Below are 25,305 nucleotides of genomic sequence, written 5' to 3'. Positions count from 1 at the left end.
ACTGACGAAAAAGATAAGTCTGACTAAAAAGCAGTGGCTCGCTGAGCCCGAAAGTTTTCCAGACGGGGCCACCAAGCAGGATTCTTGGGCAGTTGGAGCTGGCGGTCGGCAAACTGGCAGATGCCGTGAGCGCCGCCCGCGTGCTCTTCGAAGTCAGAGGTAAGCTGAATTCGGTAGTCATCGTCGACCCAGAACAGGTAGCGGTCGAAAGCGCGGTGGAGGTTGGGGCATAGAGCCACACCGTTGGGCAGCGTGTCGTCGTGGGTGAGGGCCCAGGGCACAATGTGGCAGCGTCGAGCAAGGGCGCAGAGCCGGTGCGCGTGCTCAGCAGCTTGAGGCCCGACACAGCGCAGGTGGAATCATAAGCCTCAAGCACCAAGCGCTTGAAGACACTGCTGCGCACGACCATATCAAGCTCATCGGAAGCAGCCACGTGCTTGCGGTAGACCGCGGCGGGCTCTTCCAACATCTGGTTCCGAATGGTGGCCAAGGCCTCGGCCCCAGCGGCGGGGCGGTACCGGAATTGGGTTTGAGGGAAGTAGCGCTGTAACAATGTGTTGCGCAAAGCAGCACGTGATACCGGTACGGCCAGCAATTGCCATAGGGCCTCATCGAGGCAGGCGTACTGGACTACCTCCCGCAAGTGGCCGAAGCTGCGGATGGAATGAGACTTCGTGAGCAGAACCTCCAGGCCGGGCCATGTGCGCAAGTGCCAGAATCTATCGGATGTAAGATGGTAGAAGGGCAGCGCGAAATTGTTGGCAGTAAAATGCGGCGAGGCACTCAGTTCCTGGCAAATGGCTTTGAAAGCCGCAATCAACTCAGCGGTAATTTCGATGCGGTTTTCCGCAATAGTTCCGATATCAATGCCCTCGATGACAGCCAGCAGCAGCGCGGGCTTATAGGGTGCCTCCCCGTGGGCACGGCTGCTGGCTACCCGGAGCGTCTGAAAGCGCTGAAAATAGTATTCTGATTGATGGGTAGACACGCTGACAGCCTGGGGAACAATGTCGAAAGATATGCACGTCGTGAGCAGTCACCCAATAGCCCCAGGTAGGTAATTGATGTTACCTTTACTTATCGGATGGCAGCGTATATGCCTCCAGATTAACCGGAGTGGGCTCACGGACTATTTCGGCTTTGGCCAACTGCTGTAAGCGTTTGTATACATCCAGCGCCAACCAACTGCCTACAGTCGATTGAAAAATACCATCAGACATGTAGCGGGAGAAGATATCCACATTCTGGTCCATGCGCTCGATGAACAGGGTTTCGAGCATGGCCCCGAACACCAGGGCGAATTTGTCGGAGGGGTTGGCCTGGGCGGCCTGGCGGAGTACGTCGGACCGGAGGGCTACTTCCACAATCTGGTCGAAGAAAAGCTGGTCGCCTTCGTTGAACTCTGTGCCGAACCGCTCGTTAACCACGTCAATCAATCGGGAAAGGGCCAGTGGCTCTTCGACCACCGAACCCGTGCCGGTAGCTACGGGGCCGTGCAAGGGCTGGGCGGCTACGCCGCTTAGCGCGATGGACCCCTCCCCTATTTTTTGCAGCCGGAAGAATTGCAGGCGTACCTCTTCGTCGAAGTTGTAGGCGGCATCGGTCGTACGCTGGGGCAGCCGGGGTAGCAAGTGGCGCAGGTAGGCGCACAGGCGTTCGAGGTCAGATTCCTGATAGGGAATAATCTGGCTCAGAAAGGCGTAGAGGCTGAGCAGGGCCTGGGCCTGCTTGCGCCAAGCCAGGGCCTGGGGCTCGTCGGCGGCGCGCAGGGTGCGGTAGCGGTCGAGCGCGGGGTCGAGGGCGGCGCTGAGGGCGCGGTGGTCGGCGGCGCTCTGGCGCAGGCCGGGCTTGAAAAACACGGCGCTGAACGTGGCCACTTCGGTGGCGTGGTAGATGGCAGCGGCTTCGAGGGCCGCCTGCAGCTCGTAGAGGCGGGCGGCCTCGGGCTGCTCGCCCATGGTGGCCCCTTCGTAGTACTGGGCAAAAGCGGCCTGAATGTCGGCCGGGTCGTTCACGAAATCCAGTACGAAGGTGTCTTCCTTGAGCGGGTGGGGCCGGTTGAGGCGCGAGAGGGTTTGCACGGCCTGGATGCCGTCGAGGCGGCGGTCGATATAGAGCGTGTGCAGCAGGGGCTGGTCGAAGCCGGTCTGGTATTTCTCGGCTACCAGCAGCACCTGAAACTCGGGCGTGGCGAAGACCTCGGGCAGGGCTTTCTCGGGCAGGCCGCCGTTCATGCCAGGTTCGGTGTAGCTTACTTCGGGCAGCTTATCGTCGGTGACGGTACCCGAAAAGGCGACCAGCGACTTGATGGGGTAGCGCTTTTCGCGGATGTACTGGTCGAAAGACTGCTTGTAACGCACGGCTTCGAGGCGCGAGCCGGTGACGACCATGGCCTTGGCCCGGCCCCCGATGCGGTGGCGCGACACGTGCTCGAAATGCTCGACGATGATGGCCGTTTTCTGGGCTACGCTGGCCGGGTGCAGGCGCAGGTAGCGGCTCAGGGCATGGGCGGCAGGGCGGCGGGCTACGTGCGGGTCGTTGGCACTAATTTTGAGCAGGCGGTAGTAGGCGGCGTAGGTGGCGTAGTTGCGCAACACATCCAGAATGAAGCCCTCCTCGATAGCCTGGCGCATAGCGTAGCGGTGGAAGGGCTTGCCCGACCGCCCAAATACGGCCAGCGTACGGCTTTTGGGGGTAGCGGTGAAGGCAAAGAAGCTTAGGTTGGGCTGCTGCCCGCGCTTGGCCATTTCCTGGAACAGCTTTTCAAAATCGGGCTGGCCTTCTGCTTCGGCGCGGCGGCGCGCCTCGGCCCGCAGGCCGGCCCCACCCAGGACACCTTTTAGCTCGGTGGCGGCATCGCCGCCTTGCGAGCTGTGGGCCTCGTCGATGAGCACGGCGTAGAGCCGGGGCGGCAGGGCGTCGGCATCGACCTGGGCGGCGCGGCCCTGGGCCTCGGCCAGCCGGGCGAGCTGCCGGCTCACGAAGGGAAACTTTTGCAAGGTGGTGATGACGATGGGGACCCCGCCGGTGAGGGCGTGGGTGAGCTGGGCGGAGTCTTCGTCAATCTTCTGGACCACGCCCAGGCGGTGCTCGAACTGGTAGATGGTGTCCTGCAACTGCTGGTCGAGCACGCGGCGGTCGGTGACAACGATGACCGTATCGAAAACGCGCTGCTCCTGCTCGTTGTGCAGCGAGGCCAGCTGGTGGGCCAGCCAGGCAATGGTGTTGCTTTTGCCGGAGCCGGCCGAGTGCTCTACCAAATAGTTGTGGCCCGGCCCCTCGTGGCGGGCGGCGCCCACGAGCTGGCGCACGGCCTCCAGCTGGTGGTAGCGCGGGAAAACGAGGGTTTCTTTGCGCACTTTGCGGCCGTCGTCGCCGCGCTGCTCTTCCGTTTGCAGGTGCAGGAAGTTGCCGAGCAGCTCCAGCAGCGAATCGGGGTGCAGGGTTTCGGCCCAGAGGTAGGCGGTGCGGTAGGTGCGTCCGGCGGGGTCGGGTGGGTTGCCGGCGCCGCCCAGCAGGCCCCGGTTGAAGGGCAGGAAGCGGGTGGACTCGCCGGCCAGCCGGGTAGTCATCCAGACTGTATCGGGGTCGACGGCGAAATGCACCAGGGTACGGCGCTTGAACTCGAACAGCGGCTCGCGGGGGTCGCGGTCGTGCCGGTACTGGTGCACGGCATTGGCGGCGGTCTGGCCGGTGTAAGGGTTTTTCAGCTCCAGGGTGGCCACGGGCAAGCCGTTGAGGCTGAGCAGCACGTCGAGGCTCTGGGCGCGGTGGCGGGGGCTGAAGTGCAGCTGCCGCGTGAGGCCTAGGCGGTTGGCGGCGTACTGGGTAGTCAGCTCGTCGTTCAGCCCGTGGGCGGGGCGGAAGTAGGCCACCCGCAGCAGCCGCCCGTAGCACTTGAAACCGTGGCGCAAGGTAGCCAGGCAGCCGTGCTGGTCGAGCCAACGGCTGAGGTCGGTGAGCACCTGCTCGTCGCGCCGCTCGCTCAGCATCTGCCCCAGCTTAGCCCACTCCCGGGGTTGGCTGCGCTCGATAAACGCCAACACCTCCGCCCCGAACATGGCCCGCTCCGGTTGGTAGCCGGCCGCTGGTAGCGGCTGGTAACCCGACGCCAGCATTTCCGCCTCAATGACGGATTCGAACGCGGCTTCGGAGGTGTGGGGGTGGGTCATGGGATAAGTCTCTTTAAGGGGCTAGGTAAGAATCGGCCACAGCTTTTATGACAAAGCAGAAACGCGGCAATACGCCATTAACTGGCTGCATAATAGTTTGGGAAATGTTTTTTATTTCGTCAAAAGTGGGAAACACTCCATAAGGGTCATTAGGGTCAGGAAAATATTCTTGGATTGCACCACGCCTTTCCCGCTGCAATGTTTCATGCCAAAGTTTAAGTAAGTTCGCAGTGTACTCGCCTTTGTCGTCGTGCCACTTGATTTTACCATTCTCCTCATAGACGAAAGCAGACTCACAAGCTATGTCGAGTGGCGAAACGAATAATAGTTCGTCGTAATTATCTTCCTTAGCGTGTGCGCCGTAGGTCTCCTCTTTACTGGACTTAGCGTCCAGCGCCGCCAGCATATTGTGATAGTCTAAGTCACGGCCAGCTTTTCTCCCGTAGCTTGTACCTAAGTCGCTCTTTACTTTACTGCACGGGTAAATATGCTCAGTCAGCGCATTGGTGCCGTTTTGAATTTTGCTTCCAGTGTAAGCACACAAGCCAAACTGCTCTTCCAGTAGGACTTGGCGAAATTCCTTCGCGCATTCAGTTCCCTTAAATTCCTTATACTTTGCCTTCCCGCTCTTTTCTTTCCTAACTACCCAATCTGCAAGGCATGAGGGTGCTGCTGAGATTTTGTCAATTTTTCTCATTTTGGGCTAACGCTTGCATTCGCTCGTGACGCTCAATCATGCTTTCGGCTCGGCTTAGGCTTTCCTTGCCTAAACCAACCTCCCTCCGCAAATCCGCCAGAATAGCCTTTGCAGCAGGAAATTCCTTCTCCCTGATTAACTGCATGATTTTATCTTCTTGGCGGGTCGTTTCCTCGTTCTGAATTTGCGCATTCATCAGAACCTGCAAAATCCAGTTTGAATCCATACCGAAAGCTTGTTTAGGGCGCTCGATACGGTCAGGAGAGTAAATCAGATTGATGCGCTTTCCTTCTACCTCCCCAATTGTTTGCGCCGAATGAGTAGAAGCGATTATTTGACACTGCTTGAAAGTAGCTTTCAATCTTTCTACAATGTCACGCTGCCATCCTGGATGCAGGTGTAAGTCCAACTCATCAATCAGTATTACAGCGCTCGATTTATTCAAAGGGTCATTCTCAGTAGGGTTCGCTTGTGCTAATCGTAAAGCCACCTCCAGCACTAGAGCTAACACGCTGCGTTCTCCGTCAGATAGCTGGCGAACATTCAACTTGTCTTTTCCCTTATCAATTTGCAATACAGGCTTATGTCCGTTGGCCACACGTAAATTGGAGTAACCAGGAAGTAATCTGCTTACAGCCAACTGCAAGGTGTCATGTTGAATTCTATATCGTTCTGATGTAGGGCCTTTAGTTTTAGCAAATCGCACTATACCACGTAACCAATGAACAAAATCTGCCAATCTTAACTCTCTTGAATCCAATGCTCGTTGGTAAGCCGCAGTTTGAGGAGATAATCTGGATTCACCACGAGGTTCAGGGTCAAGCACGGAACGACGAGGAGAAAAGTATACAGCAAGTGGCAGTGGACTTGGTTGATAAACCTTTCGCACTTTTCTCATTGTAGGAGTCAACAAAGGCGAACTTGTTCTTACTGATTCATCGTCCAGTTCCGCTTTTATTTCAAACTCAAAAGGAACTCCCCCAGCATCAAAGTCTACTTTAATACTTAGTTTGTTGGTCCCTATCGTAAAATCGTCGAACGTTAATCGTTGCCCTTTGCCAGTAGGTCGAGAAATCAATGGGAAAATATGTGACAATGCTAGGCGTAGTGCATCAAGCGCTGAAGATTTACCTACTCCGTTTACACCTACTAGCAAATACACCCCAAAACGCTCACCTTTCTCGTCCTCTTTGAACTCGAAGGTCGCGTTCCGAAATGCACGAAAGTTCACTAAGGTTAGATTTCTTATGTACATGATTTAGGAATTAATTAAATCAAGCTTCCCCGTTACCGCCGCCGCAATAAGCGCTGCACGCTGCTCGTGAATCAGGCCAAGACTGATTTCGGTAGTTTCACGGAGGGTATCGAGTTTTTTGGTTTCGGCTTCAATGTATGCCGTAATCAGCATTTGCTCGTGCAAATCAGGGAGAGGCAACACCATGTCCCCATACTTCTCGGCGCTGAAGTTTTGAATAGTAGACTGAATAGCGCTTTCTCGGATTTGGCCCCAGTAGCTATCGGTAAGGGAGAAGTTGTAGATAAAATCAGCCAACACCTTTCTTAGTTGAGGATGCATTCTAATTAGATAGCCCGCGAAACAAGCTGGCCCCATTGAGGCGCGGTAGATGAACGTTTTACCAACCGTTGCGCCGCTTCTTGCCAACAAGATGTCACCGTCACTCAGCAGATAGGGCTCAGCCAATTCTGGAGCCAGTGAGGCGAAAGTGTCTGACCTCAAATTGCCGTCTTCGTCAATATCGGTAATTCGGATGAACCGGGGGAAATCGGGGTTATCCTCGTCTGCTGCTTCGTTAGCGCCGTAGTCTAATGGACCTTGAGCCAGATATTTCAACCGCACCACCTCCCAATGAGCCGGCACCTCCCCCAGCCACGGCAGCCCCGTGGCGCGGCGCGGCGCATCGGCATTCAGCCCCTGCGTGACAGCGCGGGTGATGAGGGCGCGGCGCTTCTCGGCAATGAGTTCAAGCTGCTCTTGCTTGGCGGCCATCAGCGCATCGAGGCGGGACGTTTCGCGGTCGAGCAGCGCGGCGAGCTGCTGCTGCTGAAGCAGGGGCGGCAACCAAGCCCACATTTCACCGAATTTCTCAACTGTGAAATGAGCAATAGTTGAGCGGTTACAAAGCACGTCGAACCATTCTTGATTGGTTGCATGAATCAGCAAGTAGCGCAAAAACGCAACCGACGCTTTACCCCGGCCACGCACACGATGTAGGGCATTTTGGATGATACAGTTTTCTGGCGGACTTACATCAATTAATGCTGCCCGGCCCACGTCGCCGCCCTCACATACCAGCAAGTCGCCTATATCCAACCTTAGGGCATCTACTTCATTAGGTGATGCCCACATCGTCGGTAAGTCTTCCAAGCGCACTCCTTCCCATTGAACGTGCTGGGATTTGAGGTAAGGCACTTCGATATCATCAGCGCCTAATGGTTCAGGACGCAACATTTTACCCAGTTCGATTGCGAATGGCCTCTTAAGTTGTACCAAGCTCCAACCTTCAGTAGAATTTGGCTGCCACGGGGCTCGCTCATTTAGAAGGATACTCATTCTGCCTCGCCTGATAACAACCGCAAGATTTTTGCCTCCACCGCTTTCAACTCCTCATCGATGACGTGCAGGGGGCGGGGCTCCTTGTAGGTGTAGAAGTGGCGGTTGAAGTTGATTTCGTAGCCGGACTTGTCCTTGCTGCGGTCGAGCCAGGCATCGGGCACGTGGGGCAGCACTTCGCGGATGAAATAGTGGGCCGGGCCATCGAGGGCGGCCGGAGCAGCGGTTTCGGCGGGCGCTTCACCGTCGAGCAGGCCCACGTTTTCGTTGTCGCGTAGCTCCGGGTCGGCCTCGTAGCGCACCCGCTGGCGCACGGCCTGCTTAAATAAGGGCAGGGTGTGGCCGTCTTCGGCGGGCAGGGCTTCGGCGGGGGCGGCCACCCAGCCGGCCACGCGCTCGGCGGGGGTCAGGGCGTGGGCGCGGGGCAGGGTCAGGGTTTCGGCTACTACGGGGGCGGTGGCGGGGTCGCGGTCGGTGGTCACGGCCCGGAACAGGTTCAGCTCGGGCTTGCGCCACTTGCTGCCGCGCTTTTTCAGGGTGGCTTCGAGGCGGCCGCGCACAGCGTTCCAGTCGGCGTAGGGCTCGCGGCCCAGCTCCTTTTCAATGGCCTGCACGTCGTCGAGCAGGTAAGGGCAGGCATCGAAAAAACGCCCCTTGCGCTCCAGCGTAAGCTGAAAGCGCAGACGCAGGGGCCGCTCTACGGTGAGGCGGGTGTAGCCAAAGGCTTCGTTGGGGAAGATGCGCGAGCAGATTTTTTCTTTCCATTTACCATCTACCAGCACACGGGCGGTGCCATCGTGCTCAAATTCGTCGTACAAGCGCACAATGGCGGCGGCCTGGTCTTCCTCGCCTGGTCCGCCGGTGCCGTCGGCAATGCGGTTGCGCTTGCTGCCCAGGCTGCGGCGCATCTTCACGAAATGCTGACGGGCATCGATGAGCTGCACCAGGCCCTGGCGGCGCTTTTCCTTGCGGTTGGTGAGTATCCAGATGTAGGTGGTGATGCCGGTGTTGTAGAACAGCTGGTCGGGCAGGGCCACCACTGCTTCAAGCCAGTCGTTTTCGATTATCCACTTGCGGATGTTGCTCTCGCCCGAGCCGGCGCCACCGCTGAACAGCGGCGAGCCGTTGAATACCATCGCCAAGCGCGAGCCAAACTGCCGCTGCTGGGGGTTGTAGGGCGCAAACTTGCTAATCATGTGCTGCAAAAACAGGAACGAGCCGTCGTTAATGCGCGGCAAGCCAGCCCCGAAGCGGCCTTCGAAGCCTTTGCGGTCGTGCTCGGCCTGCACCTTTTTCTGCTGCTTCTTCCAATCAAGCCCGAACGGCGGGTTGGCCAGGAAGTAGTTGAAGGTGTGACCCTCGAACTGGTCTTCGGTGAGGGTGTCGCCGAGGCGCACATTCTCTTTTTCGAGCAGAGCCTTCGGGTTGTTCTCGTTTTTGATGAGGAAGTCGGCCGCCGCCACGGCGTAGGCGCGGGGGTTGAAATCCTGCCCGTAGGCCAGGAAGTGGGCGTCGCGGTTGAGTTTGCGCACGTGGTGCTGGGCCTCGGAGAGCATGCCGCCGGTGCCGCAGGTGGGGTCGAGCAGCGTGCGAATTTCACCAGAGTCGCGCAGCAGCTTGTCGTCGGGAGTTAGCAGCAGGTCCACCATCAGGTGAATCACATCGCGGGGCGTGAAGTAGTCGCCGGCCGTTTCGTTGGCAGCCTCGTTAAAGCGGCGAATGAGGTTCTCAAACAGCAGCCCCATCTCGTAGGTGCTCACCTCATCGACGTGCAAGTCGAGGTTGGAAAACTGCTTGACAATGAGGTACAGAATATTCGCCTCCTCCATGCGGTCAATTTCCTTCTCGAAATCGAAGTTTTTGAAGATGCGCTGCACATTGGCCGAGAACGAGCGGATGTACTCCTTGAGGTGGCCGTCGAGGTTTTTGGAGTCGGCCACCATACTGGCGAAGCTTAGTCGCGAGTGGTTGTGGAAAGGCCGCCCGGCCCGGTGATTAAGGATGGCATCGAGCGCCTCGGGCGGGTAGGGCAGCTTGAATTCTTTCATTTCGAGCTTGTTTTCCTCGCCCTCTTTTTCTTCTCTCTTGTAGCGTAAAAGAGCTTCCTTATTGGCATTATCGAGCCGTTCGAACTCGGTGCGTACGGCTTCTCGGGTATCATCGAGCACGCAGTCGAAGCGGCGCAACACGATGAGGGGCAGGATGACCCGCTCGTACTGTGGTGGGCGGTAGGGACCACGCAACAGGTCGGCTACTTGCCAGATTTGGTTGCTGAGTTCCTGGTGGGAAGGCATATTCGGGGTTATAAACTAGTAGCAAATACCCATCGAGACGAATGGATAGAAGGGTTAAAGGTAAGAAAGCCGTCTTAGGTAAGGCAGGGCATCTCTTTTTCACCTTACCAGGCAAAAGTGACTAACCTAGCTGAGAGCTATTTAGCCTTTGGTACCAAGCTGGTTTGCTGCTTTGAGTTTCACCCATTCCCACTCGCTCGACTGCAAAAGCCGGTCGTGGTGTTTTGGTAAACTGGATGGTCTCCTGGCTTCATTTTGCACTTATTCCTGCTTTTGCTTCATAACGCTTCATAAGAAAAGCGCCGTAGCGAACTGAAAAGCGAGTTTATCTCAATACACTTTAACAAAATTCGACACAAGCATTCATAAACAACTTGCACGGGGCTAAGACAGGTCTGGTGAGTTTGGGTGCAAGTTAGCGGATAATAGCAGGTACTTTCAGCTCGCATTGCAAATTGTCAGCAATGCAAGTTTAGCGAGTAGGGATAAGCGTAGGACAATTAGCTTCGAACACGGCGCGGGCAAAGCCGGCGGGGGTAGCTGAACGCAGGTTAGCGCGGCCTTTGGAGTCGGGCAGGTTATGCATTTTGGAGCCGAGGATGGACACCACAGCCTTGGGCTCGGGCAGCAGGAAGCCGCCGCCGGTCCATAAGCAAGTGCGCTTGGTGTAAGCTTCTTCAAGCTGCTGCTCGGCGGGCAGGTAGCCAGCGTAGTCGCAGGGGTCGAAGCGGAAATCAGGGGGTCGCCAGTAGGTGCTGACGGTGCTGACCGGGTTCTCGATGAAGTAGGGGCAGTTGCACCAAGCGGCCAGGCGCGCCGACCAGTCGAAGAGCTGCAGGGCTTTGATGACGGCGGGCAAGCCCTTACGGCGGAAATGGGCGCGGCCGGAAATGGCGGTGTCGGTGCAGGGCGGGAAGAAGGCGGCGAAAGCAACGGGGCCGTATGGTGGCAGCCACTAGCGCACGTCGGCGCCAACGCGGATGATGTTGTCCTGGCGGGTTTCGCCGGGCGGGTGCTGCAGGTCGACGCAGTAGCAGAGGTAGCCGGCCTCGGCCCAGGGCTGGACGAGCGTGGTGGTGAGGTCGAAGCAGCTGATGACGATGGGGACGGGCATTTTGGCGTTCGGAATAGTTATCGGAATTGCTTGTCAAAATCGCATTCTATCATATTGGAAAAGTGCGCATTATGTTCCGGAATAGGTTCCGGAATTTTGATTGAATGAGCGGGGGCTTCAGAACCGACCGGGGAGCGGGGTTAAGTCGGCGAAAGTGCCGCGGCGCATGGAGCAGGCGGCAATGACTTCGTCGGTGGCGCCGTTGCGGTGCTTGGCCACGTCGAACAGGATGGTATCGGCGGTGGGGCTGCCATCCTCGTACTCGCGGATGTCGTAGTACTCGCCACGCCAGAGGAAGACAATGCAGTCGGCGTCCTGCTCCAGGCTGCCCGATTCGCGCAGGTCGGAGAGCAACGGGCGCTTGTCCCCTCCCCTTTTCTCTACGTCGCGGCTGAGCTGGCTGAGGGCGATGACGGGCGCGTTCAGCTCTTTGGCCAGCTCCTTGAGGCCGCGACTGATGCTGGCAATTTCCTGCTCGCGGTTGCCTTTCTGGTCGCCGCGCATGAGCTGGATGTAGTCGACCAGCACCAGGCCCAGTGGGTGCTGGGCGTGCAGGCGGGCGCACTTGGCCCGCAGCTGCTGGATGCTCATGCCGGGCGTATCGTCCAGGTGCAGGCGGTGGCCGTGGTTGCGCAGGCGCTGGGCCTGGGCCTGTACGTAGGCCACCTGGTTGAGCCCACCGGGCAGGTTCCCCCGGCGCAGGTCGGCGTTGGAGTAGCCCGGCACTTCGCTGGCCACCAGGCGCTGCATGAGCTGCAGCGTGGGCATTTCGAGGCTGAAGACGGCCGTGTGGTGGGCGTGGTCGAGGGCGGCAGTGCGGGCGAAGTGCAGCAGGGCGGCGGTTTTACCCATGGCGGGCCGGGCCGCCAGCAGCACAAGGTCGCCGGGCTGCCAGCCGCCGGTGAGGCCGTCGAGTTGGGTAAGGCCGGTGGGAACGCCGGTCAGGCCCTGCTGCTGGACGGCCTGAGCCAGGCGGTCGAAGGTAGCGGCGAAAGCGGCAGCGGCCGTCTGGCCGGGGCGGGTTTCGAGGGCCTGGTGCAGAGTGGTGAGGTGCTGCTGGGCATCGGAGAGCAGCTGCAGCGGGTCGCGGCCTTCGTCGTAGCCGCGGGCGGCCAACTCGCTGCCGGCGCGGATGAGCACGCGGCGGGCGTGGTACTCCTGCAGCACCCGGCAATGGGTGTCGAAGTGGGCCGCCGAGTTGATGCGCAGCGTAAGGCTGGCCACGAAGTGGGCGCCGCCGGTGCGCTGCAGGATGCCGCGCCGGGCTAACTGCTGCACGACGGTGAGCTGGTCGGCGTGCTGGCCGGCGGCGACGAGGTCGCGGATGGCGGCGTAGACCTGCTGGTGAGGGTAGCGGTAAAACACCTGCTCGTCGGGCAGCATGGCCAGCAGCCGGCGCTGGGTGTCGGCTTCGAGTAGGGCGGCCCCGAGTACGGCGGCTTCCAAGTCGGGCGCCTGGGGCGGCTGGTGCATGGCGGGCAGAGCAGAGCGGGAAAGGTTGGCGGACATAAAACGGGGGCGTTAGCTCCAGCGGGTGGGGTCAGCGGGTTTGGGGGCGGTGCGGGCGCGGCCCGGCGTAGCGGGCAGGGCCTGGGTGCCCTGGAAGGTGGCGCGGCGGCGCATCCAGCCGCGGAAAGCAGCCTGCCAGTTGACCATGGGCGTTTTGCCACTGACGCGCCAGCCGTTGCTTTCGTAATGGTCGTAGAAGGCAGTGGCTTCGGTTTGGGCATCGGCGCTGGCGGAGTGCTGCTCAGCGGCGTAGGCCTGAACTTCGGCGAGAGTGGGCGGCGCAGCCCCGCCCCCCCGCCCCCTCCCCGGTGGGGAGGGGGTGTCAGACAGCTTTACTTTCCCAACTAAATTTTCAACCGCAGGAGCGTGCGTGGTGGCGGCAGCCACCTCCCTCTCTTTTGTTGAAGTTGTAATTGAAGATGAAATTGAAGGGGTTGGAATTTGCTTATCCCCGGTGGTTAGCGTTTGGTTAGCACTTTGGTTAAGCAAACGGGGATTTCCGCCCTTTTTGCCCGCCTCGGTACGCACTTGCCGCAGTTTTTCATCTTTCACCATGCGGCGGCAAAACAGCGCACCGTCACTCTCGCGGCGGCTGGCCACGCCGTAGGTTAGCAGGGTGGTTAGGATTTGGGTGGCGGTTTGGTTATCCAAACCCAGGCGGCGGGCGATGACCGAATCGGGCATTGGCTGGCCATTGACGAGCAGCACGCCGCGCTCGTCGCTGTCGTGCATCATCAACAGCAGCTCGAACCAGGCCCCGCGCTGCTGGAGGTCGAGGGCTTGGACGCCTTGGTCCTTATGCCAGTCGCCGGGGTAGAATTGGATAGCCGGAAGCTTCATGCCTGCGGGCGCGTGGATACCAGCGTGACGGTGGCAGCGGCGGACTGCTCGAACAGGTCGAGTTGGCGGTACTCGGTGCATTTGCCGCGCAGGGCGGCTTCGACCTCAGCTAGAGCCTCTCCCAGTTCGGTTTCAAGAAGCGGGGCGTAGGAATAGGCCGCGTCGGTTTCGTCCTCGAAGCTGACGTAGGGGCTGGTCAGATTGAGCACCTTGCCGCCGATGAGGGTGCGCTGGCCGATGAGCGTGACGCCGCCCTGGCCCTTACCCATGGAAAAGCCCGTTACGGTGAAGGCCTCAAAGCGGGCGGGGAGTTCCTCGGCCTCGTCGGGCCAGAAGTCGGGTGTTTCGGTTAGCTGCTCGGTGAGCAGGCACAGGTGCGGGACCAGGCGGCTGAGGCGGTGGGTGAGGTCGGGGTGAACCTGCTCGTGGCAAGTCAGGGCGAAGGCGCGGGCTGGTGCTTCTTCGCTGCGCTGCTCGGTGAACTCACAGGTGAGGTGCAAGTCCTTAAGCCTGGCCTTGTGGATGGTGATGACAGAGGCCGTGGCCTCGGGAGCGTCGGGGCCGACGCCGGTGAGTAGCTGGGACATGACAAGGGATGATTAGGCCGCTCGCATGAGCGGTGGAAATGGACGGTTGTAGCGGGACAAGTAGCGGGTGAGCTCCGACTCCCGAAAGCCCCACTCCTTTTCGTTGAGCTTCACACCCGTCAGCCGGCCAGCACGGCGGGCCTTGCGGATGCCTTCGGGCGTGATGTTGAGAAAGGCGGCGGCCTGCCGCACGGTTAGCAGCGGGTCGGGGGCGGGACGGGCCTGGGCGGCTTGCACTTCTGCTTCGCTGGACTTCAGGCGCTGCACGTCGGCTACCAGCTGCCGCCACTCCTGTTCGGGGACAATTAAGGCAACCTGCATGGCTAAGCGACATTGGGGGTGGACATAAGCGCATCCTGGCGGCTGGCCAGCGCTTCGAGGTCGGCGCGGCGCTTCATTTCAGCGGCCAACTCCTCAAAGAAGGCTTCGGCAACGTCCAAATTGAAGTAGCGGCCAGATACTACATTGTAGACCTGCTGCCGCGTAAACTCCTTGCCCTTAGCGGATAAGTTGGCTACGATGCGGGCCGTGTAGTCGCTACGCTTCCCAAAGAGGTGGCGCTGTTCTGAAATTTTCTTTGCAATATGTTCCATTTTGTTTGCCGGTTGATTAGCTTTGTGATAGTGACAGGGCAAGTTTACAACAACAAACTTGTCTCTACAAATAAATTTTACCGCATCATAAAACAAAATGAAACAACAACAGCAAGTTGGCGACCGTTTAGCCGCTATAATTGAGCACTATGGCGATTCCATATATGGCGCTGCAAAAAAGCTTGGACATGACCGTCCAACTAAGTTGTACAATTTTATTGGCCACAAATTCAAGCCCGGATTCGACACGCTGGTTGAAGTCCTCTCCCACTATCCGGAAGTAAACCCGGCCTGGCTGCTGCTGGGCAAGGGCGAAATGCTGAACAAGCCGGCCAGCGCTCCAACTCAGCACAAGCCGGCGGAGCATAAGGAAGGACACCGCTACGGCGGGCAGAATGCGCCGGCGGTGGTGACCTTGGACATGACCGGGCAGGAAGGCATTATGCTGGTGCCGACTCCGGCTCAGGCAGGCTACCAGCTGGCGCGGGAAAAGCCGGAGGTGCTGCAGGAAATGGATTTGGAGCTGCTGGCTCTGCCGCAGTTCTCGGGGAAATCGCACCGGGCCTTTGAGGTCGAAGGCTCCAGCATGGAGCCGACGCTGTGGACGAGTGACATTGTGGTGGCCCGCTGCGTGGACGACTGGCGCATGCTCAAGCCCCGGCATGTATATGTGGTGGTGACCGAGGACACGCTGATGATAAGGCGCATTGCGCGGCCGATTCAGCCCCAGGACCAGGAAGTTGAATTGCTGTCGGACAACTCGTATTTCTCGCCGCACCAGATACCCCGCGAAACCATCTGGGAAATCTGGGAAGTACGGGGCATCCTGACGACGCGGGTGCCAGCCAACCGCGAAGAGGTGTTTGAGCGCGTGGCCGGTCTGCTGGAAGTGATGGCGCGGGATTCGTCGGACGTGCGCGGCCGGCTGCTGGATATGATGGACCGGATAGGCTCCCGCAGCGGCGAGTCGATGCGGCTCCGTTAAGGCGGCAATTCAGCGTTAGTGGCCCCATGCCCCCACTGACGCCCCCAACTGATATTTTACACTTACACTTTTTCTTTTAATTCACAAGCAAGCAAGGACTTACAAGGGGGAAATAGTATTCTATTCTGGTTCCGTCCAGACCGCTACCGTTTGACAAAAACACCCTGTAAGTCTTGCACTTTCAGGGTGTTTTTGTTTTCAGAGGCATTAGAAGCCCAACTCCAGCGGGTGCCCCCACGGCACACTAGGCCGGAAAATAGTCGTCGAGCAGCTGCTGGAGCTTGACCGCCGTCAGGGGCTTTTCTACGATGCCATGGAAGGGCAGGCCCCGCAGCAGGTCCAGGTCCCGCGTTACGGAGGCGCTGGTGAGCAGCATCACCACGATGCCCTGCCGCTGGGCGGCGGGCAAGTGCTGGTAAGCCTGGAGAAACTCGATGCCGTTCATGACGGGCATGTTCATGTCGAGCAGAATCAGCGCCGGGCACTGCGCCTGGTCCGGTTGCTGGCAGGTGTCGGCCAGCGTGCGCAGGGCCTGAGCCCCGTCCTCGGCCACCAACAGGTGCTCGGTCACACCGGCCCGCTGAATGAGCAGCTTATGGAGAAAATTGGCGGTCGTGTCATCATCGACCAGCAGTACACTGGCTAAGCGGGGCATGGCTGGGGCATCATGAAAAAAGATAAAAAAGCCCACTCCTAGGCCGGGAAGGTGAGGGTAAACGTTGTGCCTACGTCTTCCTGGCTCGCGACGGCGATGGTACCGCCCGCATTCTCCACGATTTTTTTCACCGCGTAGAGCCCGACGCCGGAGCCCTCGACGTGGGTGTGCAGGCGCTGGAAGAGCTGAAACAGGCGCTGCTGCTGCTGGGCGCTTACCCCCAGGCCATTGTCCTGCACCGTGAGCACCAGCGAATTGCCGGCCGGCTGGCAGCTGATGCGCACCCGGGGCGGCCGCTCGGGGTGACGGTACTTGAGGGCATTGCTCAGGAGGTTGTAAATTAGGCTGCGCAGGTTTTTGGGGGAGAACACCCTGGGCTGGGTGTCCTGGACGGCTACTTCGAGCACGGCGCCGGTGGCCAAAAATTGGAAGTGCAGGTCCTGACGCACGTCCTCGATGACGGCGGCCAGCGAAACGGGCTCGGTGGGCTGGGCAAACTCGGCTTGCAGCCGGCTCACATCGGTCAGGTGCGTGAGGGTGCGCTGAAAGCGCTCGATGGACTCCTGCATGCGGTCGAGCACCGGCGCCACGTGCTCATCGGCGAGCACGGCGGCGGGTAGCAGCCCCGGCAGGAGCGCCAACAGCCCCTCGATGTTGGTAATGGGCGATTTCAGGTCGTGCGAGGCCGTGTAGACAAAGTTGTCCAGGTCGGCGTTGGTGCGTAGCAGCTGGCTGTTGCTCTCGTGCAGCTCCTCGTTGGTGGCCGTCAGTTCCTCGTTGATGGCGGCAAGCTCTTCGTTGAGCTGCTGCACCTGCTGACGGGCACGCACTTGCTCCGTCACGTCGATGGTCACGCAGGCTATGGCCGTGACGGGGCCGTCTGGCGCGTCGCGCAGGGGCTGGTACACGAATGTGAAATACCCCGTTTCGCCGGGCCGGTGGTAGCTCAGCTGCGCGGGCAACTCCTGCTCTTCCACGGCCTCGCCGGTGTCCCAGACCTGCTGCATCAGGGCCGGGTAGCGCCCGGTGGTCAGCTCCGGCATCACCTCGAAGTACGGGTGGCCCAGCAATTCAGGACTCGGGCGGCCCAGCATTTGCGCCATCAGCGGGTTGACCAGTTCCACGTGGTACTGCGGTCCGCGTAGGACGAAGATGGCCACGGGGGCCTGGACAAACACCGTTTCGAGCAGGCGCTGCTGGGCCTCTTGCTGCTGCCTAGCCAGCACCTGCTCCGTCACGTCGTAGGCAAAGATGGAGATGCCAACTATCTCTCCTTGCTCGCGGTAGGCCTGGTAGCTGAAATTGAAGTACGCCGTGTGGCTCGGCTGGCCGTCCGCCGCGTGCACGGTGAAGGGCAATTCATTGCCTACGAACGTTTCCCCCGTCTGGTACACCTGGTCGAGCAGGGCCACGAAGCCCTGCGCTTCCATTTCGGGCATGCTTTCGACGATGGTGCGGCCCTGTAGCAAGCGCCCCCGAAACAGGTGCACGCAGGCCGGGTTCACGTACTCGATGCGGTGGTTGGGGGCGCGCAGCAAGAGCACGATGGCCGGGGTTTGCGCGAACACCTGGTAGATGTCTTCGCGCTCCTGCACCTGGCGCTGAGCGGCGGCCAGCAGCTCGGCTTGCAGCGCCTCGGCGGCTTGGTGGCTGGCTTCCAGCTCCTGGGTGCGCTGCTGCACGCGGGCTTCCAGCTCCTCGTTGAGCAGGCGCAACTGCTGCTGCTCCTCGCGCTGCTGGCGGGCCAGCACCTGCTCCGTTACGTCGAAGGAAAAATTGAGAAGGCCGACGATTTGCCCGTGCTCGCGGTAGGCCTGGTAGGTGACATTGAAGTACCGCGTCTGGCTCGGCTCGCCGTCGTCGTTGTGCACGGTGAAGGGCACTTCGTCGCCACGGAACGTTTCCCCCGTCTGGTACACGTGGTCGAGCAGGGCCACGAAGCCCTGCTGTTCCGCTTCGGGCATGCTCTCGATGACGCGGCGGCCCGGTGCCAAGCGGCTGCCGAAGAGTTGCACGCAGGCCGCGTTCACGTAATCGACGCGGTGCCCGGGGCCACGCAGCAGCAGCACGATGACCTGGGCTTGGGCGAACAACTGGTACAGGTGTTCGCGCTCCTGCACCTGGCGCTGGGCGGCGGCCAGCAGTTCAGCTTGCAGCGCCTCGGCGGCCTGGTGGCTGGCTTCTAATTCCTGGGTCCGCTGCTGCACGCGGGTTTCCAGCTCCTCGTTGAGCTGGCGCAATTGCTGCTGCTGGGCCTCAAGTTGCTGGCGGGCCAGCACTTGCTCCGTCACCTCGTAGGCAAAATTCAGAATGCCATCGCGCTGGCCAGCGGCGTCGTAGGTGGCCTGGTAAATGAAATTATAGTAGCCCGGCCGAAGCTCTCCGCCTTCGTTTAGATACACTAACTCCTCGGTTGCGTAATACGTCTGACCGGTGCGGTATACTTGGTCGAGCAAGTCGAAGATGCCTTGGCTAGCCAGTTCGGGTGCCACCTCCCGGAAGGAGCGCCCCACCAGCTGACGGCTGCCAAAGGCTGTTTGAAACCCGGTGTTTACCACCTCAAATACGTGGTCGGGGCCGCGCATCGTGGCCATCAGGGCCGGAACTTCGGCAATGATGTTGAGCAGGCGTTGGCGCTGGGCGTCGGCCTCTGCGTGGGTCTGACGCTCGCGCGCCTGGCTCTGGCGCAGGGCCGCCTCTACTTCCGAGCGGGGCTGGTCGTTGGTGTCGGTGAAGCTCACCAGCAGCCGCTCGCCGCTGCGCCGGGCCACCAGGTGAAAGTAGCCGTCGAGGCCGTCGTGCTGGTAGTTGACTTGCAGGCGCTCGGTCTGGCCCGATTCGAAGGCTGCCGCATAAAAGGCGAAAATCCCTTCTTGCCGGGCCCCGGGATAGAGCGTCAGAAAGGTTTCGATGGGCCGCTCGGGCAGCCGCAGCATGCGCTGGGCGGCCGGGTTCAGGTGCTCGTAGGCCAGGTCCTCGATGGCTCCGCCGGGCGCGGCGTACACCGGCCGAAACAGAATAACGCCGGTGAGCGACACTTCCAGCAGGTCGTGCAGCAGGTCATCGGCAGCGGGCAAGGGGGAGCGCGGGGAAGCCAAGGGGGTGGGCGGTACAAATAAGCTTTGTGCAAACAGTTCGAAATATAAGCCTACGGCTTGGCAGCGCCGGGTGTTGTTAAACAACCAAGGCAGAGCCTCCAACCCCTCCCTATAACTGCGTGCTTTCGCAACAGGGTCGGCCCCACCACCCGAATTAGAATAATGCAGCCAGACCTCGTGCGGGGCTCGAAAATGCTTTGGGCGCATTTTTCTTTCGAACGCCAATAATCAGGCAAGCAGCCTATACAGCAGGAGTGAGCCGTATTCCTTACCTTGCCCAAGCTGCTGTGAATTAACCTGTTTTCAACTCTTTTATCTGTCTGGCACAATGCGAATAGCCTTACTCTTGCTCGTACTCCTGCCACTGCGCTCTTTTGCGCAGTACCGGCCCATGTATAGCCCTTCCCGACCTGCTTACACCCCGGCCTATACGCCTGCGCCTCCCAGGCCCGGCCCCAGCCCCTACCAGGTGCAGCAGCAAACGCAGCAGCAAGCCCACCAGAACTTCCAGCGCATGCAGGCCCAGCAAAGCCAGCAGGCCATGCAGTACCACAACCAGCAAAATGCGCAGCTCCAGCAGCGAATGCTGGCCCAGCAGCAGCAAATGATGCTGCATCAACTACTGATGCGCCGCCGGGCGAGCCCCCAGCAGCTCGAAAAAACCCAGGCGCTTCAGCAACAAAGGGAGCAGCAGGCAATCGAGCAGCAGGCGAGCTTCGTGCAAGAGCAGCAGCGCAAACAGGCTGCCAGCCCGGCACAGGATGAGCAACAGGCACAAGCCCAGCAAAAGGAGGCGGAAAAGCAGCTGAACCTTCTCGCTGTTAAAAACTACCAGGAGGTTTTTCTGCCTGGGCAGGTTTTCAAGGCACTGCAGGCACGCACACTTTCACATAAGGCAGAAAGCGAGCTGAATGCCATCAACAGCGACTTGCTGAGCAACTCGTGGTGGAGCAAGCAAGAGGCCACGCAGCTAAATGAAAAAGTGGCAGCCTATGGCAAGTCCCTAACCATGCTTACGGTCGACTTGCTGGGCTTTGACCTGGACGCGCCCCTGCCTTCCCCTGCCCCACTCTCGACGAGCCAGCTCGACGGCATGCTGGCCAACAATACTTTTGACCCACTGGTAGCCACTAAAATCATTCGCGATGCCGCGCAGGCGGAGAAGCTCATTGCCGGCGAGCGGCTGGCCAAAGCGGTGAAGGACTTTAACACGTTAACCGCGACAGCCCCGGAGAGCCAGGAGCTCCCGGCAGCGCTTAAGCAACGACGTAATGAAATAAAAGAAGGACTGCGGCTGGTGAATAAAGAAATACAGCGCTACAACGTGCAAATCGGCACCTTGAACAGAATACGTTTCGCACACAAGGAAATTCAGAAAGCAACGGCCGGCTACCTGGCCAAAAACGGCAGCTAAGCCATTCAGCAACCAGAAAAGAGGCTGGTAAAAGCCGGACTCCATTCGTAAGAACGCCCCTTTGGCTGGTACCAAAGGGGCGTTTTCGTGTTCATTGCCGGCCGGGCAGGCAGCAGCTTTAACTGGCCCCAGCCGAAAATTTATTTCGGTTTATTGGAACTTTTTTTGATTTGCAAATAAATCAACTAATTGATAAACAATTGATAACAAGCTAAATCCAAACGAAAACCAAGGCCGTAGGTTGGCGTCCTTCTTCCACCTACCCCCTTGCTGATGGCATTGTTTGCAAACGAGCAGGAGCTTATCTACCGCCTGCAATCCCGCGATGAAGCCGCCATGGCGGTTTTCTACCGGCAGTATGGCAAGCTGCTGTACCCGGTTATCCTTCGCATCGTGGGCCAGCGCCCCTCGGCCGAAGACGTGCTGCAGGACTCCATGCTGAAAATCTGGCGCTCCTTCGCCAGCTACGATGCCAGCAAGGGCCATTTGTTTTCCTGGGCCCTGCGCGTGTGCCGCAACACGGCCATCGACCACGTGCGCGACCGCCGGGTGCAGGCCTCCCGGCGCACGCAGACGCTCGACGACAGCGCGGCCGGCCGGCAAGCGGCCCCCAGCAGCTTTAGCCCCGAGCACGTGGGCGTGCGCGAGTTTGCCGACCGCCTGCGGCCGGAATACCGCCGGCTTATCAACCTGCTGTATTTTGACGGTCTCACCCAGGCCGAAGCCGCAGAGGCGCTGCAGATGCCCCTGGGCACCGTAAAAACCCACTCCCGCCAGGCCATCCGGGAGCTGGTGGCCCTGTTGCGCTGAGGCGGGCTTAGCGCGCGTGGGCCGCGGGCTGGTAGCTGCGCACGAAGGCCGCCTGCTCGTCGGTTTCGGGCGAGCGGGGGGCGCGGGGGGCTTTTTCCACGCCTTTCCACTCTTCGGCGATGCGGGCCAGGGCTTCGTCGCCGCTCAGGCCGTGGCGGCGCATGAGGTGGCAGCCCACCACGGTGCCTGTGCGGCCAATGCCGCCCCAGCAATGCACCGCCGCCCGGCGGCCGGCGTCGGCGCTGTCGTCGAGGGCGTGCAGCACTTCCTCCAGGCGCTTGGGCGAGGGCACGCTTACATCGCGAATGGGAAAGCGCCGGTAGCGCACGGCCTCGGGCGGAATGCCCAGGTGGGCGGCCCGGGCCCGGAGCTGGGCTTCGTAAGGAAGCAGCTCGTCGGCCTCGGTGAGGTCGTAGAAGTCGCGGATGCCGGCGGCCAGCAGGGCGTCGAGCCGGCGGGCGGCGTCGGCTTCCAGCTTGGCGCCGGGGTACTCGCAGGCGAGCAGCGTGGGCGTGGCCCAGTAGGAATTGGGCAGGGGGCGGGGGGTGGGCGTGGTGTTCATGGCAGGAAGGTAGCGAAACCCCTGCTGCCAAGCAATGGGCATTATCCCAGCTGGTTTGCCAGCCGCGTGGCCAGGTCTTCGATGTCGGCGCGGCGGGCCAGCACCTGCAGCCATTCGGCCGGAATGCCGGCTTCCCCGTAGGCCAGACCGGCCAGGCCGCCGGCTACGGCGCCCGTGGTGTCGGTGTCTTCGCCCAGGTTCACCGCGTGCAGCACGGTGGCAGCGTAGGAGTCGTGTTGCAGCAGGCACCAAAGGGCCGCTTCCAGGGTGTGCACCACGTAGCCGGAAGAAGAAATGCTGCTTTCCGGCTGGCTGGCAAGCTCACCTGAGAGAACCCACCAGGCATAATGCTTTTTCTCTTCAACAGCCGCAATGTCGGTTTGCAGTAACCATGCATTAGCTTCTCGACGCATCTGCTCAACGGCGGCAGTCGGAGTCAGCCCAGCCAGCAGTCCGCGTGCAACGAGGAGGTACAGAAAGCAGCCCAGCGTGGAGCGCGGGTGCCCATGCGTGACACTGGCTACTGCCTCCGTTAGCTTCCAGGCAGCGTCCATTTTCAGTTCCTCGGCCCGCCAGGTCTCGTGAAATACCAGCGGCAGGATGCGCATTAGTGCCCCATTACCGTTATCGAACTCCGAGCGGGGGCCGGCCGCGGTGGGCGCTATGCCTCGCTGCAGGCGGTCGATGGCGGCGCGGGTCGCATTGCCCACGTCGAAGGTTTGGTGGGTAGCCGTCCAGTAGGCGTTATACAGCCAGTTGATGCTGCGACGGGCAAAGTCGTCTAGGTCAGGCATACCGCCCGGGCCGGATTTAGCCAGGGTTTCGGCCAGGCAGAAGGTCAGGGAAGAGTCGTCGGACCAGGTGCCGGCGGGTTGGTGGTGGGTACCAAAGGCCCGCATGCCCATTACGGGGTCGAGCAGGCGTTTGGCGCGGGGCGCAAACTCGACGGGAACACCGAGGGCGTCGCCTACGGCCAGACCCAGCAGGGCCGCGCGGGTGGCAGAAGTGAAGGAAGAATGCATGGGCGCAAGGTAAGCGCGATTGCCCTACTTAGGAGGCAACTGCCTGGCTGGCGTAAAAGGCCTTTCTCACCCGAATCAGCAACTGCTCAGCCGCCGCTTTATCCGGCGCTTCGGGCAGGCCGGACTGGGCGAAGGCGGCTTCTACTTGCGCCACCAGCGTTTCGGCTTCGGCTACCAGCGTCTCATATTCAAACTCGCCGCGGCGGATTTGCAGCAGGAACTCGCGGTTGGGGCGGCGCACCTGCAGCTGGCCGGTTTCGGCGATTTCGGCGGCCATCTGCAAGAGGCGGAAGACGTGCAGCATGTTCTTAGCATCGTAGTTTTTGCCGTGCTGCACGGTGTTTTGGTAACGCTCGGCGTTGCGCTTCTCTACCCAGTCCCAGTATTCGCGGAACACGCGGCAGTAGGTACTGTAGCCGTTGCGGTTGAACGATAGGTAGGCCAGGGGCTCCTCCCCTTTCGGCACGGCTGAAAGCAGCACGTCCTGCGAGGTTTCCGGGTCGCGCAGCAGGCCGCGGTAGCCCAGTTGCCGCTGCGGCGTGGCATCCACAAACAGGGCGTACAAATCGGTGAGATGGGGCACGTTGGCCAGGCCGCACTGCCCCTGCTCGAAGCTATTACGGGCCAGCCAGTAGGCCACGGGCTGGGCGCCGGCTCCCACGGTCACGTAGCAAAAGTCAAGCACCGACTTGCGGGCCGGCGGCTCGGGGTGGTTGATTTTCTTGTTCAAGCCCTTGGCCTTGCGAATCTGGGCCACGGCGTACTCGGCAAAGCTTTGCCGGCAGAGCCTGGAGAGAAAGTCAGCCGCCTGAAACTGCTCGAACAGCGGGTGCTTATAAATGACGCAGTCGGCCGGCGTGCCCAGCAGCTCCAGCACGGTGGGGTTGTTTTTGAGCAGCAGCTCCACAAAGCGGCGCAGCTCGTAGAACACCTCGTCGTTGCTGTCGTTGGCTACCTGCGGCACATAGTTGAGGCCGAAAAATTCGTCTTCGGGCAGCACGAACACGCCCTTCAAATCGGTATCCGAGTGCGGCAGGTTAGTGCCATAGGCGCGGCTGCCGCTGATGGCTTCGAAAATTATTAGGTTCTGCTCGCGCAGGTCGGCAATGGTCATAAACGAAAGTAGCGCGGACTTTTAGTCCGCGACGGCAGAACGTTGGGTTGTTCGGGTGTCGTGCAGGGCGCGGAATGGAATTCCGCGTTACTGCGCGGTCAGCAGCTCTCGAAACAGCTCGTCCAGCGCCGCGCCAGCTGCCGCGTTACGTGCCACCGGCAAGGTCTCCCGCGCCGCCTGCCCGGCCGCGAATTCCTCGCGCAAAAAAGCAGCCAGCGCGGCCGGCCGCGCTACTACGGTTTTCTCATTGGCCATGGCCTTGCGCTGCAACAGCTCGTCCACATCAGCAGCCAGCTCAGCCGGCAGCAGCTCGCGCAGGGGCGCAAACTCCATGGGCGGCAGCGTGTACCGCAGTCGAATCCAGCGGGCGGCCAGGGCCGAGCGCAGGGCGTAGAACAGCCGCTTCAGCCGCACGTCTTCGCCAACTAAATCTTCCTCCACGCCACGGCGCAGCTGGCCCAGGTAGTGGTGCAGGCCGGCTTTGAGGTTGAAGGCCGCCGGCAGTAGCGGGGTCAGACGAGCCCGGAAATCCAGCGCCTCGTGGTACAGCACCGGCGACTGCAGCCACTCGAACAGCGCCGCGTTGGAGCCGCGCAGCAGGCGCAGGGCCTTGCGCAGCTCCCAGCCGGCCAGGTCCAGCTCCTCGTCCACGGGAAAGTTGAGCGTGTCGGGGCCTTCGTCCAGGGTCAGGTACCACTCGGCCGCATGGCAGTAGATAAAGCGCACGTCGTAGTCGGAATCGGGCGAGGGAAAGCCCCAGGCCCGGCTGCCCGACTCGCAGGCGTAGAGGATGCGGATGCCGTGGGTGGCTTCGAGCTGGGTGAGGGCGGTTTGGATGCGGGTGTCCATAACAACGAGGCAGTTTCTTTAACAGGAAACCTTACCTTTGAAAAAATTGTAGACTGATGAAGGAAAAGTTTCAGATTGAGTTTTTGGAGGAAGCATCCTTATTTCTTGATGAGCTTGATGATAAGGCTCGCAATAAGGTGCTGTACAATATGCGTAGCGCTCAACTGAACTCTGATAAGGAACTGTTCAAAAAGCTTACCGACGACATATGGGAGTTCAGAACCCTGTACAACAAGACGTATTATCGGCTTTTTGCCTTTTGGGATAAATCTGGCAAAACAGTCACCGTCGTTGTAGCCACGCACGGCCTGGTCAAGAAAACAGGCAAAACACCACCAGCAGACCTGGCTAAAGCTGAACGCCTTCGCAAACAATACTTCGCACAAAAAACCACCTAACCATGAGTTCTCCGCAAAAA

At 60.2% G+C, this 25,305-nt stretch carries 24 protein-coding genes; 5 read left to right on the top strand and 19 right to left on the bottom strand.

Features of this window, described 5'->3' with window-relative positions; all coding sequences use genetic code 11:
- Positions 1-23: 23 nt before the first annotated feature.
- The gene (locus ABD919_RS09825) at positions 24-284 is read right to left on the bottom strand and encodes an HNH endonuclease (protein ID WP_345235839.1); all 261 of its coding nucleotides are present in this window, start codon (positions 282-284) and stop codon (positions 24-26) included.
- A gap of 359 nt (positions 285-643) precedes the next feature.
- Between ABD919_RS09825 and ABD919_RS09820 the strand changes: the two genes are divergently transcribed.
- Positions 644-973: a hypothetical protein gene (locus ABD919_RS09820; protein WP_345235822.1), complete on the top strand. Its 330-nt coding sequence runs from the start codon at positions 644-646 to the stop codon at positions 971-973.
- 100 nt (positions 974-1,073) lie between these two features.
- Here the strand turns inward: ABD919_RS09820 and ABD919_RS09815 are convergent, their stop codons facing one another.
- The 12 genes from ABD919_RS09815 to ABD919_RS09760 all read right to left on the bottom strand — a co-directional run bounded on the left by ABD919_RS09815 (position 1,074) and on the right by ABD919_RS09760 (position 14,378).
- Positions 1,074-4,172, bottom strand: a complete 3,099-nt coding sequence (locus tag ABD919_RS09815; protein WP_345235821.1) for a type I restriction endonuclease subunit R — start codon at positions 4,170-4,172, stop codon at positions 1,074-1,076.
- 13 nt (positions 4,173-4,185) lie between these two features.
- Complete coding sequence (locus ABD919_RS09810; protein ID WP_345235820.1) at positions 4,186-4,869, bottom strand: HNH endonuclease family protein; 684 nt, start codon at positions 4,867-4,869, stop codon at positions 4,186-4,188.
- A complete protein-coding gene (locus ABD919_RS09805) occupies positions 4,856-6,124 on the bottom strand; it encodes an AAA family ATPase (RefSeq protein ID WP_345235819.1) in 1,269 nt (422 codons plus the stop codon). Before ABD919_RS09805 ends, ABD919_RS09810 begins: the two co-directional genes overlap by 14 nt.
- Before the next feature lie 3 nt (positions 6,125-6,127).
- Positions 6,128-7,339: a restriction endonuclease subunit S gene (locus tag ABD919_RS09800; protein WP_345235818.1), complete on the bottom strand. Its 1,212-nt coding sequence runs from the start codon at positions 7,337-7,339 to the stop codon at positions 6,128-6,130.
- Positions 7,340-7,437: 98 nt separating this feature from the next.
- On the bottom strand, positions 7,438-9,735 hold the full coding sequence (locus ABD919_RS09795; RefSeq protein WP_345235817.1) for a type I restriction-modification system subunit M: 2,298 nt from the start codon (positions 9,733-9,735) through the stop codon (positions 7,438-7,440).
- A 472-nt stretch (positions 9,736-10,207) separates the two neighbouring features.
- Positions 10,208-10,594: a hypothetical protein gene (locus tag ABD919_RS09790; protein WP_345235816.1), complete on the bottom strand. Its 387-nt coding sequence runs from the start codon at positions 10,592-10,594 to the stop codon at positions 10,208-10,210.
- 96 nt (positions 10,595-10,690) lie between these two features.
- The gene (locus ABD919_RS09785; protein WP_345235815.1) at positions 10,691-10,849 is read right to left on the bottom strand and encodes a hypothetical protein; all 159 of its coding nucleotides are present in this window, start codon (positions 10,847-10,849) and stop codon (positions 10,691-10,693) included.
- Between the two features lie 117 nt (positions 10,850-10,966).
- Positions 10,967-12,358 (bottom strand): replicative DNA helicase, encoded by a 1,392-nt coding sequence (gene dnaB, locus ABD919_RS09780; protein ID WP_345235814.1) that lies wholly within the window; start codon positions 12,356-12,358, stop codon positions 10,967-10,969.
- A gap of 12 nt (positions 12,359-12,370) precedes the next feature.
- Positions 12,371-13,198, bottom strand: a complete 828-nt coding sequence (locus ABD919_RS09775) for a hypothetical protein (protein ID WP_345235813.1) — start codon at positions 13,196-13,198, stop codon at positions 12,371-12,373.
- On the bottom strand, positions 13,195-13,785 hold the full coding sequence (locus tag ABD919_RS09770) for a hypothetical protein (protein ID WP_345235812.1): 591 nt from the start codon (positions 13,783-13,785) through the stop codon (positions 13,195-13,197). Before ABD919_RS09770 ends, ABD919_RS09775 begins: the two co-directional genes overlap by 4 nt.
- A 12-nt stretch (positions 13,786-13,797) precedes the next feature.
- Positions 13,798-14,106, bottom strand: coding sequence for a helix-turn-helix domain-containing protein (locus ABD919_RS09765; protein WP_345235811.1), 309 nt, complete (start codon positions 14,104-14,106; stop codon positions 13,798-13,800).
- 2 nt (positions 14,107-14,108) lie between these two features.
- On the bottom strand, positions 14,109-14,378 hold the full coding sequence (locus ABD919_RS09760) for a hypothetical protein (protein ID WP_345235810.1): 270 nt from the start codon (positions 14,376-14,378) through the stop codon (positions 14,109-14,111).
- Positions 14,379-14,583: 205 nt separating this feature from the next.
- Here ABD919_RS09760 and ABD919_RS09755 point away from each other — a divergent pair, with 205 nt between their 5' ends.
- Complete coding sequence (locus tag ABD919_RS09755; protein WP_345235809.1) at positions 14,584-15,363, top strand: S24 family peptidase; 780 nt, start codon at positions 14,584-14,586, stop codon at positions 15,361-15,363.
- 244 nt (positions 15,364-15,607) lie between these two features.
- Here the strand turns inward: ABD919_RS09755 and ABD919_RS09750 are convergent, their stop codons facing one another.
- Positions 15,608-16,018 carry a response regulator gene (locus ABD919_RS09750; protein WP_345235808.1) on the bottom strand — a complete coding sequence of 137 codons (411 nt, stop codon included), beginning with the start codon at positions 16,016-16,018 and terminating at the stop codon, positions 15,608-15,610.
- 38 nt (positions 16,019-16,056) lie between these two features.
- The gene (locus ABD919_RS09745) at positions 16,057-19,095 is read right to left on the bottom strand and encodes a PAS domain-containing protein (RefSeq protein WP_345235807.1); all 3,039 of its coding nucleotides are present in this window, start codon (positions 19,093-19,095) and stop codon (positions 16,057-16,059) included.
- Between the two features lie 535 nt (positions 19,096-19,630).
- Here ABD919_RS09745 and ABD919_RS09740 point away from each other — a divergent pair.
- Both ABD919_RS09740 and ABD919_RS09735 read left to right on the top strand, forming a co-directional pair.
- The gene (locus ABD919_RS09740; RefSeq protein WP_345235806.1) at positions 19,631-20,530 is read left to right on the top strand and encodes a hypothetical protein; all 900 of its coding nucleotides are present in this window, start codon (positions 19,631-19,633) and stop codon (positions 20,528-20,530) included.
- A 273-nt stretch (positions 20,531-20,803) separates the two neighbouring features.
- The gene (locus ABD919_RS09735) at positions 20,804-21,340 is read left to right on the top strand and encodes an RNA polymerase sigma factor (protein ID WP_345235805.1); all 537 of its coding nucleotides are present in this window, start codon (positions 20,804-20,806) and stop codon (positions 21,338-21,340) included.
- Between the two features lie 7 nt (positions 21,341-21,347).
- Here the strand turns inward: ABD919_RS09735 and ABD919_RS09730 are convergent, their stop codons facing one another.
- The 4 genes from ABD919_RS09730 to ABD919_RS09715 form a co-directional block, all read right to left on the bottom strand.
- Positions 21,348-21,902 carry a protein-tyrosine phosphatase family protein gene (locus tag ABD919_RS09730; protein ID WP_345235804.1) on the bottom strand — a complete coding sequence of 185 codons (555 nt, stop codon included), beginning with the start codon at positions 21,900-21,902 and terminating at the stop codon, positions 21,348-21,350.
- Between the two features lie 41 nt (positions 21,903-21,943).
- On the bottom strand, positions 21,944-22,924 hold the full coding sequence (locus ABD919_RS09725; protein WP_345235803.1) for an ADP-ribosylglycohydrolase family protein: 981 nt from the start codon (positions 22,922-22,924) through the stop codon (positions 21,944-21,946).
- A 28-nt stretch (positions 22,925-22,952) separates the two neighbouring features.
- Positions 22,953-24,038 carry a nucleotidyltransferase domain-containing protein gene (locus ABD919_RS09720; RefSeq protein ID WP_345235802.1) on the bottom strand — a complete coding sequence of 362 codons (1,086 nt, stop codon included), beginning with the start codon at positions 24,036-24,038 and terminating at the stop codon, positions 22,953-22,955.
- Between the two features lie 87 nt (positions 24,039-24,125).
- On the bottom strand, positions 24,126-24,887 hold the full coding sequence (locus tag ABD919_RS09715; RefSeq protein WP_345235801.1) for a nucleotidyltransferase domain-containing protein: 762 nt from the start codon (positions 24,885-24,887) through the stop codon (positions 24,126-24,128).
- 56 nt (positions 24,888-24,943) lie between these two features.
- On the opposite strand from ABD919_RS09715, the gene ABD919_RS09710 reads away from it, so the two are divergent.
- The gene (locus ABD919_RS09710; RefSeq protein WP_345235800.1) at positions 24,944-25,285 is read left to right on the top strand and encodes a type II toxin-antitoxin system RelE/ParE family toxin; all 342 of its coding nucleotides are present in this window, start codon (positions 24,944-24,946) and stop codon (positions 25,283-25,285) included.
- Positions 25,286-25,305 lie beyond the last annotated feature (20 nt).

It is taken from the genome of Hymenobacter saemangeumensis, assembly GCF_039541835.1.
GTDB classification, from domain to species: domain Bacteria; phylum Bacteroidota; class Bacteroidia; order Cytophagales; family Hymenobacteraceae; genus Hymenobacter; species Hymenobacter saemangeumensis.
The sequence above is the reverse complement of the archived record's forward strand: the minus strand, read 5'-3'. Positions and strand labels throughout refer to the sequence as shown.

Coding starts and splice junctions, on each gene's coding strand:
- ABD919_RS09760 (WP_345235810.1), bottom strand. CDS start 14,378: ATGGAACATATTGCAAAGAAAATTTCAGAACAGCGCCACCTCTTTGGG.
- ABD919_RS09795 (WP_345235817.1), bottom strand. CDS start 9,735: ATGCCTTCCCACCAGGAACTCAGCAACCAAATCTGGCAAGTAGCCGAC.
- ABD919_RS09715 (WP_345235801.1), bottom strand. CDS start 24,887: ATGGACACCCGCATCCAAACCGCCCTCACCCAGCTCGAAGCCACCCAC.
- ABD919_RS09775 (WP_345235813.1), bottom strand. CDS start 13,198: ATGAAGCTTCCGGCTATCCAATTCTACCCCGGCGACTGGCATAAGGAC.
- ABD919_RS09815 (WP_345235821.1), bottom strand. CDS start 4,172: ATGACCCACCCCCACACCTCCGAAGCCGCGTTCGAATCCGTCATTGAG.
- ABD919_RS09765 (WP_345235811.1), bottom strand. CDS start 14,106: ATGCAGGTTGCCTTAATTGTCCCCGAACAGGAGTGGCGGCAGCTGGTA.
- ABD919_RS09750 (WP_345235808.1), bottom strand. CDS start 16,018: ATGCCCCGCTTAGCCAGTGTACTGCTGGTCGATGATGACACGACCGCC.
- ABD919_RS09805 (WP_345235819.1), bottom strand. CDS start 6,124: ATGTACATAAGAAATCTAACCTTAGTGAACTTTCGTGCATTTCGGAAC.
- ABD919_RS09770 (WP_345235812.1), bottom strand. CDS start 13,785: ATGTCCCAGCTACTCACCGGCGTCGGCCCCGACGCTCCCGAGGCCACG.
- ABD919_RS09785 (WP_345235815.1), bottom strand. CDS start 10,849: ATGCCCGTCCCCATCGTCATCAGCTGCTTCGACCTCACCACCACGCTC.
- ABD919_RS09710 (WP_345235800.1), top strand. CDS start 24,944: ATGAAGGAAAAGTTTCAGATTGAGTTTTTGGAGGAAGCATCCTTATTT.
- ABD919_RS09800 (WP_345235818.1), bottom strand. CDS start 7,339: ATGTTGCGTCCTGAACCATTAGGCGCTGATGATATCGAAGTGCCTTAC.
- ABD919_RS09735 (WP_345235805.1), top strand. CDS start 20,804: ATGGCATTGTTTGCAAACGAGCAGGAGCTTATCTACCGCCTGCAATCC.
- ABD919_RS09730 (WP_345235804.1), bottom strand. CDS start 21,902: ATGAACACCACGCCCACCCCCCGCCCCCTGCCCAATTCCTACTGGGCC.
- dnaB (WP_345235814.1), bottom strand. CDS start 12,358: ATGTCCGCCAACCTTTCCCGCTCTGCTCTGCCCGCCATGCACCAGCCG.
- ABD919_RS09740 (WP_345235806.1), top strand. CDS start 19,631: ATGCAGGCCCAGCAAAGCCAGCAGGCCATGCAGTACCACAACCAGCAA.
- ABD919_RS09720 (WP_345235802.1), bottom strand. CDS start 24,038: ATGACCATTGCCGACCTGCGCGAGCAGAACCTAATAATTTTCGAAGCC.
- ABD919_RS09725 (WP_345235803.1), bottom strand. CDS start 22,924: ATGCATTCTTCCTTCACTTCTGCCACCCGCGCGGCCCTGCTGGGTCTG.
- ABD919_RS09810 (WP_345235820.1), bottom strand. CDS start 4,869: ATGAGAAAAATTGACAAAATCTCAGCAGCACCCTCATGCCTTGCAGAT.